This is a genomic window from Humibacter albus DSM 18994, assembly GCF_000421825.1.
Classification (GTDB): Bacteria; Actinomycetota; Actinomycetes; order Actinomycetales; family Microbacteriaceae; genus Humibacter; species Humibacter albus.
Genome location: NZ_ATXT01000003.1, coordinates 25127 through 38872 on the forward strand (window position 1 = coordinate 25127; position 13746 = coordinate 38872).

General features: G+C 68.0%; 12 protein-coding genes, 1 tRNA gene and 1 pseudogene. 5 read left to right on the top strand and 9 right to left on the bottom strand.

All coding sequences use genetic code 11. The features are described 5' to 3' along the window. Positions 1–29: 29 nt before the first annotated feature. Together H623_RS17070 and H623_RS0100830 are read left to right on the top strand one after the other, a co-directional pair. Positions 30–1580 carry an MFS transporter gene (locus tag H623_RS17070; RefSeq protein WP_022899055.1) on the top strand — a complete coding sequence of 517 codons (1551 nt, stop codon included), beginning with the start codon at positions 30–32 and terminating at the stop codon, positions 1578–1580. Then, on the top strand, positions 1537–2172 hold the full coding sequence (locus H623_RS0100830; protein ID WP_211217953.1) for an acyl-CoA-like ligand-binding transcription factor: 636 nt from the start codon (positions 1537–1539) through the stop codon (positions 2170–2172). Before H623_RS17070 ends, H623_RS0100830 begins: the two co-directional genes overlap by 44 nt. Here the strand turns inward: H623_RS0100830 and H623_RS22300 are convergent. From H623_RS22300 to H623_RS0100845, 4 genes and pseudogenes are all read right to left on the bottom strand, one after another. After that, positions 2145–2598: pseudogene (locus H623_RS22300) on the bottom strand (transposase family protein); the annotation flags it as partial. The gene H623_RS0100830 and the pseudogene H623_RS22300 overlap by 28 nt on opposite strands. Before the next feature lie 120 nt (positions 2599–2718). Then, positions 2719–2790: transfer RNA gene (locus tag H623_RS0100835), tRNA-Gln, on the bottom strand. Between the two features lie 234 nt (positions 2791–3024). Continuing rightward, on the bottom strand, positions 3025–4554 hold the full coding sequence (gene gltX, locus H623_RS0100840; RefSeq protein ID WP_026939768.1) for a glutamate--tRNA ligase: 1530 nt from the start codon (positions 4552–4554) through the stop codon (positions 3025–3027). 54 nt (positions 4555–4608) lie between these two features. Next, on the bottom strand, positions 4609–5583 hold the full coding sequence (locus H623_RS0100845) for a LysR family transcriptional regulator (RefSeq protein WP_033371020.1): 975 nt from the start codon (positions 5581–5583) through the stop codon (positions 4609–4611). An 81-nt stretch (positions 5584–5664) separates the two neighbouring features. Between H623_RS0100845 and H623_RS0100850 the strand changes: the two genes are divergently transcribed. Continuing rightward, positions 5665–6828, top strand: coding sequence for an aminotransferase class V-fold PLP-dependent enzyme (locus H623_RS0100850; protein ID WP_022899057.1), 1164 nt, complete (start codon positions 5665–5667; stop codon positions 6826–6828). Positions 6829–6848: 20 nt separating this feature from the next. Here the strand turns inward: H623_RS0100850 and H623_RS0100855 are convergent, their stop codons facing one another. From H623_RS0100855 to H623_RS0100870, 4 genes are all read right to left on the bottom strand, one after another. Beyond that, positions 6849–7337: a hypothetical protein gene (locus H623_RS0100855; protein ID WP_022899058.1), complete on the bottom strand. Its 489-nt coding sequence runs from the start codon at positions 7335–7337 to the stop codon at positions 6849–6851. Positions 7338–7375: 38 nt separating this feature from the next. Then, on the bottom strand, positions 7376–8149 hold the full coding sequence (locus tag H623_RS0100860; RefSeq protein ID WP_022899059.1) for a fumarylacetoacetate hydrolase family protein: 774 nt from the start codon (positions 8147–8149) through the stop codon (positions 7376–7378). Positions 8150–8164: 15 nt separating this feature from the next. Next, the gene (locus H623_RS0100865; protein WP_022899060.1) at positions 8165–9274 is read right to left on the bottom strand and encodes a branched-chain amino acid aminotransferase; all 1110 of its coding nucleotides are present in this window, start codon (positions 9272–9274) and stop codon (positions 8165–8167) included. Between the two features lie 98 nt (positions 9275–9372). Continuing rightward, positions 9373–10434 (bottom strand): 3-isopropylmalate dehydrogenase, encoded by a 1062-nt coding sequence (locus H623_RS0100870; protein ID WP_022899061.1) that lies wholly within the window; start codon positions 10432–10434, stop codon positions 9373–9375. A 374-nt stretch (positions 10435–10808) separates the two neighbouring features. Between H623_RS0100870 and H623_RS0100875 the strand changes: the two genes are divergently transcribed. Beyond that, a complete protein-coding gene (locus H623_RS0100875) occupies positions 10809–11057 on the top strand; it encodes a DUF6458 family protein (RefSeq protein WP_022899062.1) in 249 nt (82 codons plus the stop codon). 17 nt (positions 11058–11074) lie between these two features. On the opposite strand, the gene serA is transcribed toward H623_RS0100875, so the two are convergent. Beyond that, positions 11075–12670, bottom strand: coding sequence for a phosphoglycerate dehydrogenase (gene serA, locus H623_RS0100880; RefSeq protein ID WP_022899063.1), 1596 nt, complete (start codon positions 12668–12670; stop codon positions 11075–11077). Between the two features lie 195 nt (positions 12671–12865). Here serA and H623_RS0100885 point away from each other — a divergent pair, with 195 nt between their 5' ends. After that, a complete protein-coding gene (locus tag H623_RS0100885) occupies positions 12866–13738 on the top strand; it encodes an NAD-dependent epimerase/dehydratase family protein (RefSeq protein WP_245558841.1) in 873 nt (290 codons plus the stop codon). Positions 13739–13746 lie beyond the last annotated feature (8 nt).

The window sequence follows — 13746 nt, forward strand, 5'->3', positions numbered from 1 at the left end:
AGTTACTATCAGATGGATGGAACAGTCAGATGATTCAGACGGGCGGAGCGAGGTGGTGGGCGCTTCTGGGCCTCATGCTGGCGATCTTGGTCGTGAGCATGGATGGCACGATCCTCAGCGTGGCCTCGCCGACGCTGGCCGTGCAGCTGAAGGCGTCGGAGTCGCAGTTGCAGTGGTTTTCCTCGGGATATCTCCTCGTCTTGGCTGCCACCGTGCTACCGACCGGGCGGCTCGGCGACCGGATGGGCCGCAAGCGTGTGCTCTTCGCGTCGGTGACCCTGTTCGGCGCGTCGTCGGTGTGGTGTGCTCTCTCCACCAGCCCGACCGCTTTCTTGATTGCGCGACTGGCGATGGGTGCTGCGGGCGCAGCGATCACTGTGACGGCGCTATCGGTCTTGGCGGTGCTGTTCGACGAGCGCGAGCGGCCGAAGGCCGTCGGCATCTATCAGGGCGTGAACTTCCTGGCACTGCCGCTGGGGCCGGTGCTAGGCGGCTGGATGCTGACGCACCTGTGGTGGGGGTGGGTGTTCCTCATGAACGCTCCGGTCGCGCTGCTGGCTGCCATCGGGGTTCTGGCGCTGGTCCCCGAGTCGAAGGCGCCGGGGCAGGCGGGCTTCGACCTGACCGGGGCCGCCGTCTCCACTGCAGGCCTGATTGGGATGACCTATGGCGTGATTGAGGCCGGGCAGGATGGATGGACGAGCCCATTAGCGCTCACGTTGATGATCGCTGGTGCCGTGGTTTTCGCCGGCTTCCTGTTCTGGGAGCGACGAGTGATCGCCGCAGGTAAAGAACCGCTACTAGACCTGACGCTGTTCAGGTCGCCCGCGTTCACTTGGGGAGCGATCCTCGGTGGCGTCGTCGGCCTGGCGATGATTGGCGTCCTGTTTGTCATGCCACAGTTCTTCCAAGGCGTACAGGGCGCCACCGCTATCGCGTCGGGTCTGCGACTCCTTCCGCTGCTAGCCGGCCTGGTCGCCGGCGCGATCGTCGCCGATCGGGTGGCCCGTCTCGCCGGCTGGCGTACCGCGATCACAGGAGGATTCGTCATCATCGCCGCCGGCGCACTGCTCGGTGCGAGTACACAACCCGACACCGGATTCTGGCCGATCGCGACCTGGATGTTCCTTCTCGGCCTCGGCGTAGGGCTTGCCCTGGCGACGTCCTCGTCCGCCGCGCTGTCCCAACTCGACACGGTGAACAGCGGCTCGGGATCAGCGATCGTGCAGCTCATTCAGAAACTGTCCGCACCGTTCGGCAGCGCCATACTCGGCAGCGCGGTCAGTGCGATCTATCTCGCTCACCTGAACGACGACGACCTGCCCGGCCTAACAGTTTCGGCTGCTGGGCAAAGCGTGTTCGCCGGGGTCGCGATCGCCGAGAAGACAGGTTCCCACGTCCTGCTGGCGGCTGTGCGATCCGCATTCACCGCAGGGCTGGGAGCAGCGCTGCTCACCTCCGCAGGCTTTGCCATCGCGGGCATCATTCTCGCCGTGTTATTCATGCCCGGGCGCAGGGAGACGCAGGGCATTATGGATGCACACGGCGACGCGGCGAGAAAGGAACCATCCGATGCCTAGGAATGACCGGCCGGGTCTCGGCCTCCGCGAGCGCAAACGCATCAAGACTCTCGTCACCATCCAGGCTGAGGCACTGCGCCTATTCCGACTCAACGGTTACGAGACGACCACGATCGTCGAAATCGCCGCCGCCGCCGAGGTCTCCGAGAGCACCTTCTTCCGGTACTTCCCCACCAAAGAGGACGTAGTCCTGCTTGACGACCTCGATCCCATCTTCATTGAAGCTCTGCGAGACCAGCCTCGCGACCTCACGACGATCGAGGCCATCCGCCGGGCGATGAGCGCGCTGTTCGCCGAGCTAAGCGACACTGAACGCGCTCGCCAGCACGAACGCATTGCGCTCATCCTTACCGTTCCCGAACTCCGCGCTCGGATGTTCGATCGGCTCTTCCAGGGCACTGCTCTGATAGCAGGTTTGGTTGCCGAACGCGAGCAAACATCGCCGGACGCCCTTGCAGCTCGTGCTCTGGCGGGCGCGATCATAGGCGCCGGCGTCGCCGCAATCCTGAACCTCGAATCCGATCCTGATGCCGATTTGGCCGAGGCCATGGATCGCACACTCCTTCACCTGCAGCGAGGCTTCGGCGCGTAGGGCGTATCTGATAGATGTCCGGTCCAGGCGGTTGCGGTGTGGATGAGGACTGCCGCGCGGCAGACGATGGCGTGTTTGTCGTATCGGGTGGCGAGGCCTCGCCACTGTTTCACGTCGCAGAATCGGCGTTCGATGACGTTGCGGTTCTTGTAATCGTCACGGTCCAGGCGAACTGGCCGACCGCCTCGTGAACCACGGCGCTTCCGGTGTCCTTTCTGATCGTCGGGCTCGGGGATCACGGCGTTGATCCCCCGCGAGCGGCCGACGCCGTGATCAGGCGGCTCGTCCAGCAGACTCGTGTAATCCGATCCAGCCCCCTGTGGCGCGCACAGTGTGCCATCCGGTGATGCCACGTCCACACCGTCTGCCACGCCCCGAACGACTCCGGCACATCACGCCACGAATCCCACACCGATACCGGTAAATGGCGCGAGGCCCTCGTGAGGGGCAATCTGGTGACCAAAGTGGTGAGCCTGCCCGGAAACGGGCCGACTGGTCAATGTTGCGAATGGGCTTTTCTGCCGCGGATTCTCAACGATCTTGTTGCTGGGGTACCTGGACTCGAACCAAGAACAACTGAACCAGAATCAGCCGTGTTGCCAATTACACCATACCCCACCGGCGTATCGCCGATGCCGGGGACGAACCCCGGTCGCAGCCGCTCTCGGAGCGGCACGAGTGTCAACTTTACCGTACGGAGGGGGCGGCATCCAAAACGTGCCGCTGCCGCTCGATCGGGCCCATCCGTGTCACTGACTCAGGCCATTTCGACCCAGGAGCCGGATATATCGACGAACGGCGAAATAGCCTGAATAAGTGACGAGGTGGTGCTCTAGCGGCGCTACTGCTCCGCTAGGCAGCGACGTGCGCCGCCAGCCGCCGCAGCCGCGCCAGCGTCTCCGTCTTGCCGAGGATCTCCATCGACTCGAACAGCGGCGGCGACACCCGGCGGCCGCTCACGGCCACCCGCAGCGGGCCGAACGCCACCCGCGGCTTGAGCCCGAGCACCTCGATGAGCGAGGCACGCAGCGCGACCTCGATGCCCTCGTGCTGCCACAGGTGCTCGCCGAGCCGCTCCAGCACCTCGATCGACGACGCCAGCACCTCGCCGGTGTTGTCGGGCAGCGACTTCAGCGCGTCGTCCTCGTAGCGCAGCGCCGCGGCATCCGTGAAGAGGAAGCCGAGCATGCCGGGCGTCTCCCCCAGCACCTGCACGCGCTCCTGCACGAGCGGCGCCGCGGCATCCAGAATCTCCTGCTGACGGTCGGTCAGAGGCTCGCTGAGGACGTCCGCCTGCACGAGATACGGAACCGTGCGCCGCGCGAAGTCCGCGACATCCAAAAGACGGATGTGGTCCGCGTTGATCGCCTCGGCCTTCTTCTGGTCGAAGCGCGCCGGGTTCGGGTTCACATCGGCGACGTCGAACTTCTCGACCATCTCGTCGAGCGAGAACACATCGCGGTCGTGCGAGTATCCCCAGCCGAGCAGCGCCAGGTAGTTGTCGAGACCCTCCGGGATGAAGCCGCGGTCGCGGTGGTGGAACAGGTTCGACTGCGGGTCGCGCTTCGAAAGCTTCTTGTTGCCGTCGCCGAGCACGGACGGCAGATGTCCGAAGCGCGGGATGAAATCGGTCATGCCCACGTCGATGAGCGCCCGGTACAGCGCGATCTGGCGCGGCGTCGAGGGCAGCAGGTCCTCGCCGCGCAGCACGTGGGTCACGCGCATGAGTGCGTCGTCCACCGGGTTCACGAATGTGTAGAGCGGCTTGCCGTTCGGGCGCACCACCACGAAGTCGCTGAACGATCCGGCTGGGAACGTGATTTCTCCGCGCACCAGGTCGTCGAAGCCGAGATCCGAGTCCGGCACCCGCAGCCGCAGCGCCGGCTGCCGCCCCTCGGCGCGGAACGCCTCGCGCTGCTCCTCGGTGTGATCGCGATCGCCGTTGTCGTAGCCGTGCTGCTTCCGCCGCCCGGCCGCGACGTTGCGCGCCTCGATCTCCTCCGGGGTCGAGTAGCTCTCGTACACGTGCCCGGCGTCGATCAGCCGATCAAGCACCGCGGCATAGACCTCGCTGCGCTGCGACTGCCGGTACGGGCCATCGGGGCCGCCCTTCTCGACCCCCTCATCCCAGTCCAGATTGAGCCAGGTCAGGGCATCGAGAATCTGCTCGTAGCTCTCCTCGGAGTCACGCGCCGCGTCGGTGTCCTCGATGCGGAAGATGAGCTTGCCGCCGGTGTGCCGCGCATACGCCCAGTTGAACAGCGCCGTGCGGATGAGCCCGACATGCGGGGTGCCGGTGGGCGACGGGCAGAAGCGCAACCGAACGTCGCTTCCCGTGGCGGAACTGAACGGATACAGGGACGGTGCAGAGGTCTCGGACATCGTCCTCGATTCTACGGGGCCGGGATGGGCGCGTTTCCGTATCGCCCGCGCCGATCAGCCCTCGGTCGGCGGCGGCTTCAGGCCCCAGGATGCCGCGTCGAGCCCGAGGATCGCCCGCGCGGTCGCGGCGATGGCCGGCACCCGATCCCCGCCCTGCGGCCCGACCAGGTGCAGGGTGCGACTGTCCCGGTTCGCCGTGGGTCGTATCACCACGTCGCCCGGCACGTTAGACGGCACCAGCGCCAGCGACGGGATGAGCGCCACGCCCAGCCCCGCGGACACCATGCCGAGCACCGCCGTGAAGTTGTCGGTTTCGTACGAGATCGAGGGCGTGAAACCGGATGCCTCGGCCAGCTGCAGCAGATGACCGCGGCACCGCAGACATCCGCCGATCCAGTTCTCGCTCTCGAGTGCCGCCAACTCCACCGAGCGCTGCTTCGCCGCGGCGTGGCCGGCGGGCAGCGCGACCATCATCTCGTCTCGCCAGAGCGGCACCACGACGAGACCCTTCGCGCTCTCGCCGTGCGGATCGACGCGATCGCCCGGGTAGCTGAAGGTGATCGCGAGATCCGCCTGCTGCGAGCGCACGGCATCCACCGCTTCGGGAGGCTCCGCCTCGAGGTAGCTCACGCCGATGCCCGGATGCTCCGCCGCCAGCGCGCGCAGCGCCTGCGGCACCAGTGTGGACGACGCGGTCGGGAATGCCGCCAACCGCACTCGGCCGGCACGAAGGCCCGCGAGCTCGGCGAGTTCGCCGGCGGCGGCATCCAACGCCGTCGTGATCGTGCCGGCGTGCCGGGCGAGCACGCGACCCGCCTCCGTCAGCCGCACTCCCCTGCCCGAACGCGTGGTCAGCGGCATGCCGATGCGCACCTCCGCCCGGCGCAGGTGCTGGCTCAGCGCCGGCTGGCTGTAGCCGAGTGCCGCGGCCGCCGCGGTGAGGGAGCCGTGCTCCACGAGCGCACGGACGATGCGGAGCGTGTGCGCGTCGAGCTCCAGCGAGCCGGACGGATCGAGCTGCAAGGTCATCCACAAATCATAAGCGCGCGTTATGGAATCGATCGAACACCTGCGATTGTGCAATATTCGAGTGGCACCGAGACTCGAGGCATGAGCTCCTCCTCCGCCCCGGCCGCACCGGCCGCGCCGCGTTCGGCTGCCGACGACACAGCCGGTGCCTACGACAGGCCCACAACCCACGACTCGGCGACCGACGACGGCTTCGACCGGCTGCGCCTTCAGTTCGAGGGGCTGGGCGCCGGATACCTCGCCGCCTGCACCGGTGGCCTCCCGCCCGCGGCCGCGCGGGCTGCGGCGCTCGACGACCTCGACCTGTGGAGCGCGGGATTCGCCGGCCCGGCACACTACGACGCGGCGGTCACCCGCGCCCGCCACGCGTTCGCCCGCCTCGCCGACGTCGACACCGCCAACGTCGCGATCGGCTCGCAGACGTCGGTGTTCGCCGGCATGATCGCCGCGTCCATTCCCGACGGCGCCGAGGTGCTCTGCGTCGACGGCGATTTCAGCTCGATGGTCTTTCCGTTCCTGCAGCAGGAGCACCGCGGTGTGCGCGTGCGTCACGCGCCGCTGACCGGACTCGAGGATGCCATCACCACCCGAACGCACCTGGTCGCCTACTCGCTCGTACAGTCCGCGACCGGCGAGGTGGCCGACGCGCAGAGCATCCGGACCGCCGCCGACGCGGTCGGAGCCCGCGTGCTCTGCGACGTGACCCAGGCCGCCGGCTGGCTGCCGCTGGAACCGTGCACCGCCGACGCCCTCGTCTGCCACACCTACAAGTGGCTCTGCGCCCCGCGCGGCGTCTGCTTCCTCAGCGTCGCTCCGCGCTTCATCGAGGAGCTGCGCCCGATCCACGCGGCCTGGTATGCGGGCGAGAACCCGTGGGATGCCTGCTACGGCCCGTCGGCGCCGCTCGCCTCCTCCGCGCGCCGCTTCGACGTCTCGCCGGCCTGGCAGGCCTTCGCGGCAGGAGCGCCGGCGATCGAACTGTTCGCGAGCACGAACATCCGTCGGGTTCACGATTACGACGTGGCACTGGCCGATGCTTTCGCGAACGGACTCGGGCTGCAGCGAAGCGCGCGCGAGCTCGGCAGCGCCATCGTCACGTGGAGCGATCCCGGCTCAGCCGCGCTGGAACGGCTCACCTCGGCGGGACTCGTCGCGTCGGGGCGTGCAGGACGGGCGCGCGTCGCCTTCCACGTCTGGAACGACGAAGGCGATGTCGAGCGAGCGCTGGCCGCTCTGGCCGGCTGAGGAGAGCGAGCTGGCCAGCCTTAGCGCTGGATCTCGACGAGCAGCACCCAGGCGTTCAGCATCGAGGTGACGAAGACCAGCGCGATCGAGGCGGCGATGAGGAACATCCCCGTCTCGGATCCGGCGATCACGAGCACGCCGCCCGCGAGTGCGAGCAGCACGGGGACGAGACCGACCACCACGCGGAACACTCGGGTGCCGACGCTGGCGTGGTAGCTGCGATCGCTGAGCACACGCTGCGACATGAGCACCGGAGGGACCAGCGCGATCGCGCTGGCCACCACGACCTCGACGCCGAACGCCGTGTCGCTCTGGTCGGGAATGAGTCCGAGCACGGAGAGCACGAGGATGAGCACCATCGAGCTGATGGTCGCCGCCGCCCGCGAGGGCAGCGTGCGCGAGGCGATGATCTCTTTGATCGTGACGCTCATGGCCACGATGATCAGACCGGCCAGCGCGGCGGCAGCACCCGCGACGGCGACGAAGAGTTCGCTCCAGCCCTCGGTCATGCCCGCAGTCTAGGGGTGCGGCTGCGTCGGGCGGATGCTCAACCCTTCGCGCGCACCGGATTCGACAGGGAGCCGATGCCGGAGATCGACACATCGACGCGGTCACCGGCCACCAGCGGCCCGACGCCGGCCGGCGTTCCGGTCAGAATCACGTCGCCGGGCAGCAGTGTCCACACGCTTGCCGCGTACTCCACTAGCTCCGGGATGCCGTGCACCAGGTCCGAGACATTTCCCGACTGCCGCACCTCGCCGTTCACCGTGGTCTCGATGGTCGCGGATGCCGCATCGAACTCGGTCTCGATCACCGGCCCGAGCGGGCAGAACGTGTCGAACCCCTTCGCTCGGGCCCACTGGCCGTCCGCCCGCTGCAGGTCGCGGGCCGTGACGTCGTTGGCGGCCGTGTACCCGAACACGTAGTCGAGCGCGTTCGCGGCGGAGACGTCCTTGGCGATGCGGCCGATCACGACAGCGAGCTCGCCCTCGTGCTCGACCCGCTCCGACTGCGGCGGAAGGACGATGGCGTCGTTCGGTCCGATGACCGCCGTGTTCGGCTTCAGGAACATCAGGGGCGCCTCGGGAGCCTCACCGCCCATCTCGGCGGCGTGGTCCCGGTAGTTCTTGCCGATGGCGACCACCTTGGAACGCGGGAGCACCGGGGCCAGCAACGTGGCATCCGTCACCTTCACCCGTTCGCCGGTGGTGTCGAAGCCGGCGTACATCGGGTCGCCGGCGAGCACGACCCACTCGCGCTCGTCCTCGTCGAGGATGCCGTATGCGAGCGTGCCGTCGTGGCTGAAACGTGCGATCTTCACTGTTCGTCGTGCCTCTCAGGAGTCCAGGCGCGTCAGCCAGCCGTGCTTGTCGTCGGCGCGTCCGTACTGGATGTCGGTCAGCTCCTGGCGCAGCGACATCGTGAGTTCACCGGCCGGGGCATCCGCCGCGCCGATCGAGAAGTCGCGGCCCTTGAGCTGCGCGATCGGGGTGACCACGGCGGCGGTGCCGCACGCGAACGCTTCGACGATGTCCCCGGAGGCGACCCCGGCCTTCCATTCGTCGAGTGAGACCGGCCGCTGCTCGACGCGGTGCCCGCGGTCGCGGGCCAGCTGCAGGATCGAGTCGAGCGTGACCCCTTCCAGAATGGAGTCGGATGCCGGCGTGACGAGCGTGCCGTCGCTGTAGACGAGCACGACGTTCATGCCACCGAGCTCCTCGAGGTACTTGCCCTCGTTGGAATCGAGGAACAGCACCTGGGCGCAGCCGTGCTCATAGGCCTCGGACTGCGGAAGCAGGCTGGCCGCGTAGTTTCCGCCCGTCTTCGCCGAGCCTGTGCCGCCGACCCCGGCACGCGAGAACTGATCGGAGAGCCAGATGGACACGGGTGCGATGCCCCCCTTGAAGTACGCACCGGCAGGGCTGGCGATGAGGTAAAAAGCCACCTTGTTGGCCGGCCGCACACCGAGGAACGCCTCCTTGGCGAACATGAACGGCCGCAGGTAGAGGCTCGTCTCAGGCGCCGACGGCACCCAGTCGCCGTCGAGAGCGATCAGGCGCCGCAGCGACTCGACGAAGTACTCCACCGGAAGCTCCGGCAGAGCGAGCCTGTGTGCCGAGCGCTGCATGCGGCGGCCGTTCGACTCCGGGCGGAACGTCCAGATCGACCCGTCGGCGTGGCGGTACGCCTTGAGACCCTCGAAGACCTCCTGGGCATAGTGCAGCACGGCGGCCGACGGCTCCAGCTGGATCGGACCGTAGGGGCTCACGCGCGGCCGGTGCCAGCCGCCTTGCGCCGACCAGCAGATGTCGATCATGTGGTCGGTGAAATGCTCTCCGAACCCCGGATCGGTCAGGATCTTCTCCCGCTCTTCGACGCTGGTCGGTTCCGGATTCGGCGTGACCTGCCACAGCAGTGGCGTGACGTCGGTGAGCGGGATGGTCATCGGTGTTCCCCTTTGAAGGTCGTGAGACGCGTGCGAGCGGAAGGCGCTCTCGCGTCGGATTCAGGTTACGTCAGCGAGCTGACGCGTGTCTCGGGCGATCAGCGCGCGAGGCGGGCGACGATCGCGTCGCCGATCTCGCTCGTGCTGCGTGCGCCGGAACGTTCGGCGAGGTCCGCGGTGACGGCCGCACGGACGCGGGCGGCGGCGTCCGCGAGCTCGAGGTGATCGAGCAGCAGCGCGACGGAGAGGATGGCGGCGGTCGGGTCAGCCTTGCCCTGCCCGGCGATGTCGGGCGCCGAGCCGTGCACCGGTTCGAACATGCTGGGGAACGCACCGTCGGGGTTGATGTTCCCGGATGCCGCGAGTCCGATCCCGCCGCTGATCGCTGCCGCGAGATCGGTGAGGATGTCGCCGAACAGGTTGTCGGTGACGATCACGTCGAAACGCGCCGGGTCGGTGACCAAAAAGATGGTGGCCGCGTCGACGTGCAGGTAGTCGACGGTGACGTCCGGATGCTCCGACGCCACCTCGTCGACGATCCGCTTCCACAGACCGCCGGCGTGCACCAGCACATTGGTCTTGTGCACGAGGGTGAGCTTCTTGCGCCGCTTCTCGGCCTGGTCGAAGGCGTAGCGCACGACGCGCTCGACGCCGAAGGCCGTGTTCACGGAGACCTCGTTCGCGATCTCGTGCGGTGTGCCGACGCGGATGGCGCCGCCGTTTCCGACGTAGGGGCCCTCGGTGCCCTCGCGCACGACGACGAAGTCGACATCGCCGGGATCGGCGAGCGGGCTGCTGACGCCCGGGAGAATGGTCGTGGGACGCAGGTTCACGTAGTGGTCGAGCGCGAACCGCAGCTTGAGCAGCAGGCCGCGCTCGATGTTGGCGCCGGCCAATCGCGGGTCGCCGGGCTTGCCGCCGACGGCGCCGAGAAGGATGGCATCGTGACGGGAGATCGCCTCGAGGTCGTCGTCAGTGAGCACGTCGCCCGTGGCCAGGTAACGTGCGGCACCCAGCTCGAACGTGGTCTTCTCGAAGACCACGTCGGCGGAGTCGACCGCGGGATCGACGACGGCGTCGAGCACCTTGATCGCCTCGGCGACGACCTCCGGACCGATTCCATCACCGGGGATGACGGCGAGAGCGACCTGACGCGACATGGAACTCCTTCGAACGTTTGGTATACCAGCGTATCGCGCTGTGAGGGGACTCGACGACGAACCGATGGCTTATGCCGAGGCGCAACTTTCCCTCGTATCACCACGGGATCGCGACGTCCGCGTACTCCTCAGCGATGGCAGCAAGAGCGCCAGGCGCTTCTGACGCGGTAGCCCCTTCCGATCCGGCAGCCCCGCGATACAGAACGCGTCTGACGACTTCGGCACGTGCGGACGTGCCGGCACACGTCCCCGCGGCGGCACGCACATGGCCAGCGGCGGCACGCACACACATGGCCCGCGGCGGCGCAACCCCGTGGCTGCACGCCCTTTCGGATCGTAGGCTGTCGCCATCGTCACGACCGTTAGGAGCACGCGTGAGCCTCGGAGGCGGAATCTTCCTCATCGTCGTGGGCGCCATACTGGCGTTCGCCATCAACGTCACGCCGACGTGGATCGACCTGCAACTGGTCGGCTACATCCTGATGGGTGCCGGGGTGGTGATCACGGTTATCGGAATCGTGTTGATCACCCGCAAACGCACCTCGCGGGTCACCCGTAGCAGCACGATCGACCCACGCACGGGCGAGCAGATCGATAGCACGCGACGCGACGACCGCGGCTGAACGCCTCTCGTCGCGCCCTACGACTCCGTGATGTCGATCGCCTGAAGCACGTCGGCGTCGATCGCCGCCCGCACCGATTCCAGGATGCCGTCGGGAACCGGTGAGTCCACGGTGAGCACGCTCAGCGCCTTGCCGCCTGCCGTGGTGCGTGCCACCTGCATGCCCGCAATGTTGATGCCGGCCTCTCCGAACTCGCGGCCGTAGACGGCCACGATGCCGGGGCGGTCGTCGTACACCATGACGATCAGATGCTTCGCGAGCGGCACTTCCACGTCGTAGCCGTCGATGCCCACGATCTTCTCGATCTGCTTCGGCCCGGTCAGCGTGCCCGACACCGACACCTGCGAACCGTCGGCCAGCGCACCGCTCAGGGTCAGGACATTGCGGTATTCCTCGCTGGCGGCATCCGTCAGCAGTCGAACCTCGATGCCGCGCTGCTCGGCGAGCACCGGCGCGTTCACATACGAGACGTTCTCGCTCACGATGTTGGTGAAGATTCCCTTGAGCGCCGCGAGTTTCAGCACGCTCACGTCGTACTCGACCAGTTCGCCGCGGATCTCGACGTCGACGCTCGTGATCGGGCTGTTCTTCGCCAGTCCGCTGAAGACCTGGCCGAGCTTTTCAAGCAGCGGGATGCCGGGACGCACGTAGGGGTCGATGACTCCGCCCGCCACGTTGACCGCGTCGGGCACGAGCTCGCCGGAGAGCGCCAGCCGCACCGACCGCGCGACCGACACACCCGCCTTCTCCTGCGCCTCGGCCGTCGACGCGCCGAGGTGCGGCGTCACGACCACGTTGTCCAGAGCGATCAGCGGTGATTCGAGCGGCGGCTCCGCCGAGAACACGTCGAGGCCGGCACCCGCGATCGTCTCGCTCGTGAGGGCGCGGTAGAGGGCGTCCTCGTCGATGAGGCCGCCGCGGGCGACGTTGACGATGTACGCGCTCTTCTTCATCAGCGCGAGCTGGTCGTCGCCGATCATGCCGATGGTCTCTGGCGTCTTCGGCATGTGGATGGTCACGAAGTCGGCCTGCTGCAACAGCTCGTCCAGACCGACGAGCTGCACACCCAGTTGCTGCGCGCGCGCCGACGTGACGTAGGGGTCGTAGGCGATGATCGACATGCCGAACGCCTGCAGACGTGCCGTGATGAGCGCACCGATGCGACCGAGCCCGATGATGCCGACGGTCTTCTCGTACAGCTCGGTCCCGGTGTACTTCGAGCGCTTCCACTCGCCGCCCGACAGCGACGCATTGCCCGCCGGAATGTGCCGGGCGAGCGACAGGATGTGGCCGACGGTGAGCTCGGCCGCGGAGATGATGTTGGAGGTCGGTGCGTTCACGACCATGACGCCGGCCTGCGTGGCCGCCTTGATGTCGACGTTGTCGAGGCCCACGCCCGCGCGCGCGACGACCTTGAGGTTCGGCGCCGCCGCGATCGCCTCGGCGTCCACCTTGGTCGCGGAACGCACGAGCACGGCATCCGCGTCGGACAGCGCCTCCAGCAACGCCGGACGATCGGTGCCGTCGACGTGGCGGATCTCGAAGTCGGGGCCGAGGGCCTCAACCGTGGCGGGTGACAGTTCTTCGGCGATCAGAACGACCGGTTTCGACACAGAGGAACCCTTCGAGTGGAGCGAGCGGTGGGAGCGTGGGCGGATGCCCGCACGCCACGGCAGCGGGGCGCGGTCACCTCAACCTTAGTGTCCTCCTGGGCCCGCCTGCGCACATGAGCACGTGCACCACGGGCCTAACCTGGCGGAAGAACGTGATCGCCGCGGCCGCGAGCCGCGCACGCGACGCAACCGAACATGACGAATTGTGAAGCGAGGGAACGGCGCATGCGCATACTCCTGGCCGGCGGGGCCGGCGCCATCGGACGACAGCTCACTCCGGCGCTCGTCGCCGCCGGGCACGAAGTGTGGGCCACCAGCCGGGACGCGGGCAAGGCGAGCGTCATCGAGGCGACCGGCGCACGTCCTCTCGTGATGGATGTCTACGACACCGAGTCCGTCGAGCAGGCTTTCGCGCGCTCCCGCCCCGACGCGGTGCTCCACGAGCTCACCGCCCTCGCCGACCTCGACTTCGCCGCGAACTCCCGCGTGCGCATCGAGGGCACGCGCACGCTGGTGGATGCCGCGCGCCGGCACGGCGTGGATCGCATGATCGCCCAGAGCATCAGCTGGGTCGTCCCCGACGGCGACACGCTCGCCACCGAGGACGAACCGTTCGCCGCCGGCGTCACGCCGGGCGTGCCCGAGTTGGAGAGCACGGTGCTCGAACTGCCGAACGGCGTCGTGCTCCGCTACGGCCAGTTCTACGGGCCGGGAACCTGGCGCGCGCCCGGGGCGCCGGAGACGCTCGCCGCGCTCGAGGGCCGGCTGCGCCCGATGGCGCGCGTGATCGACTTCGTGCATGTCGCCGATGCCGCCTCCGCCACGGTGCTCGCACTCGACTGGCCGCACGGCGTCGTCAACATCGTCGACGACGAGCCGGCCGAGGCCGCCCAGTGGATGCCCGTCTACGCCGCCGCGGTCGGCGCACCTCCGCCGAGCATCCCGTCGGACCTGCGCGAGGGCCGCCCGGTGTCGAACGCACTCGCGCGCAGCCGCGGATGGCGGCCGCGTTTCAGTAGCTGGCGCCAGGGATTCACCCTGCCGGAAGGCGGTGTGGCTCAGCCCTGAACCGCGCG

What these genes read in the sequence shown, in the direction of transcription:
- H623_RS0100870 (WP_022899061.1), bottom strand. Translation starts at nt 10,434, where the DNA reads ATGTCGCGTCAGGTCGCTCTCGCCGTCATCCCCGGTGATGGAATCGGT.
- H623_RS0100865 (WP_022899060.1), bottom strand. Translation starts at nt 9,274, where the DNA reads ATGACCATCCCGCTCACCGACGTCACGCCACTGCTGTGGCAGGTCACG.
- H623_RS0100850 (WP_022899057.1), top strand. Translation starts at nt 5,665, where the DNA reads ATGAGCTCCTCCTCCGCCCCGGCCGCACCGGCCGCGCCGCGTTCGGCT.
- H623_RS17070 (WP_022899055.1), top strand. Translation starts at nt 30, where the DNA reads ATGATTCAGACGGGCGGAGCGAGGTGGTGGGCGCTTCTGGGCCTCATG.
- H623_RS0100845 (WP_033371020.1), bottom strand. Translation starts at nt 5,583, where the DNA reads ATGACCTTGCAGCTCGATCCGTCCGGCTCGCTGGAGCTCGACGCGCAC.
- H623_RS0100855 (WP_022899058.1), bottom strand. Translation starts at nt 7,337, where the DNA reads ATGACCGAGGGCTGGAGCGAACTCTTCGTCGCCGTCGCGGGTGCTGCC.
- gltX (WP_026939768.1), bottom strand. Translation starts at nt 4,554, where the DNA reads ATGTCCGAGACCTCTGCACCGTCCCTGTATCCGTTCAGTTCCGCCACG.
- H623_RS0100885 (WP_245558841.1), top strand. Translation starts at nt 12,866, where the DNA reads ATGACGAATTGTGAAGCGAGGGAACGGCGCATGCGCATACTCCTGGCC.
- H623_RS0100830 (WP_211217953.1), top strand. Translation starts at nt 1,537, where the DNA reads ATGCACACGGCGACGCGGCGAGAAAGGAACCATCCGATGCCTAGGAAT.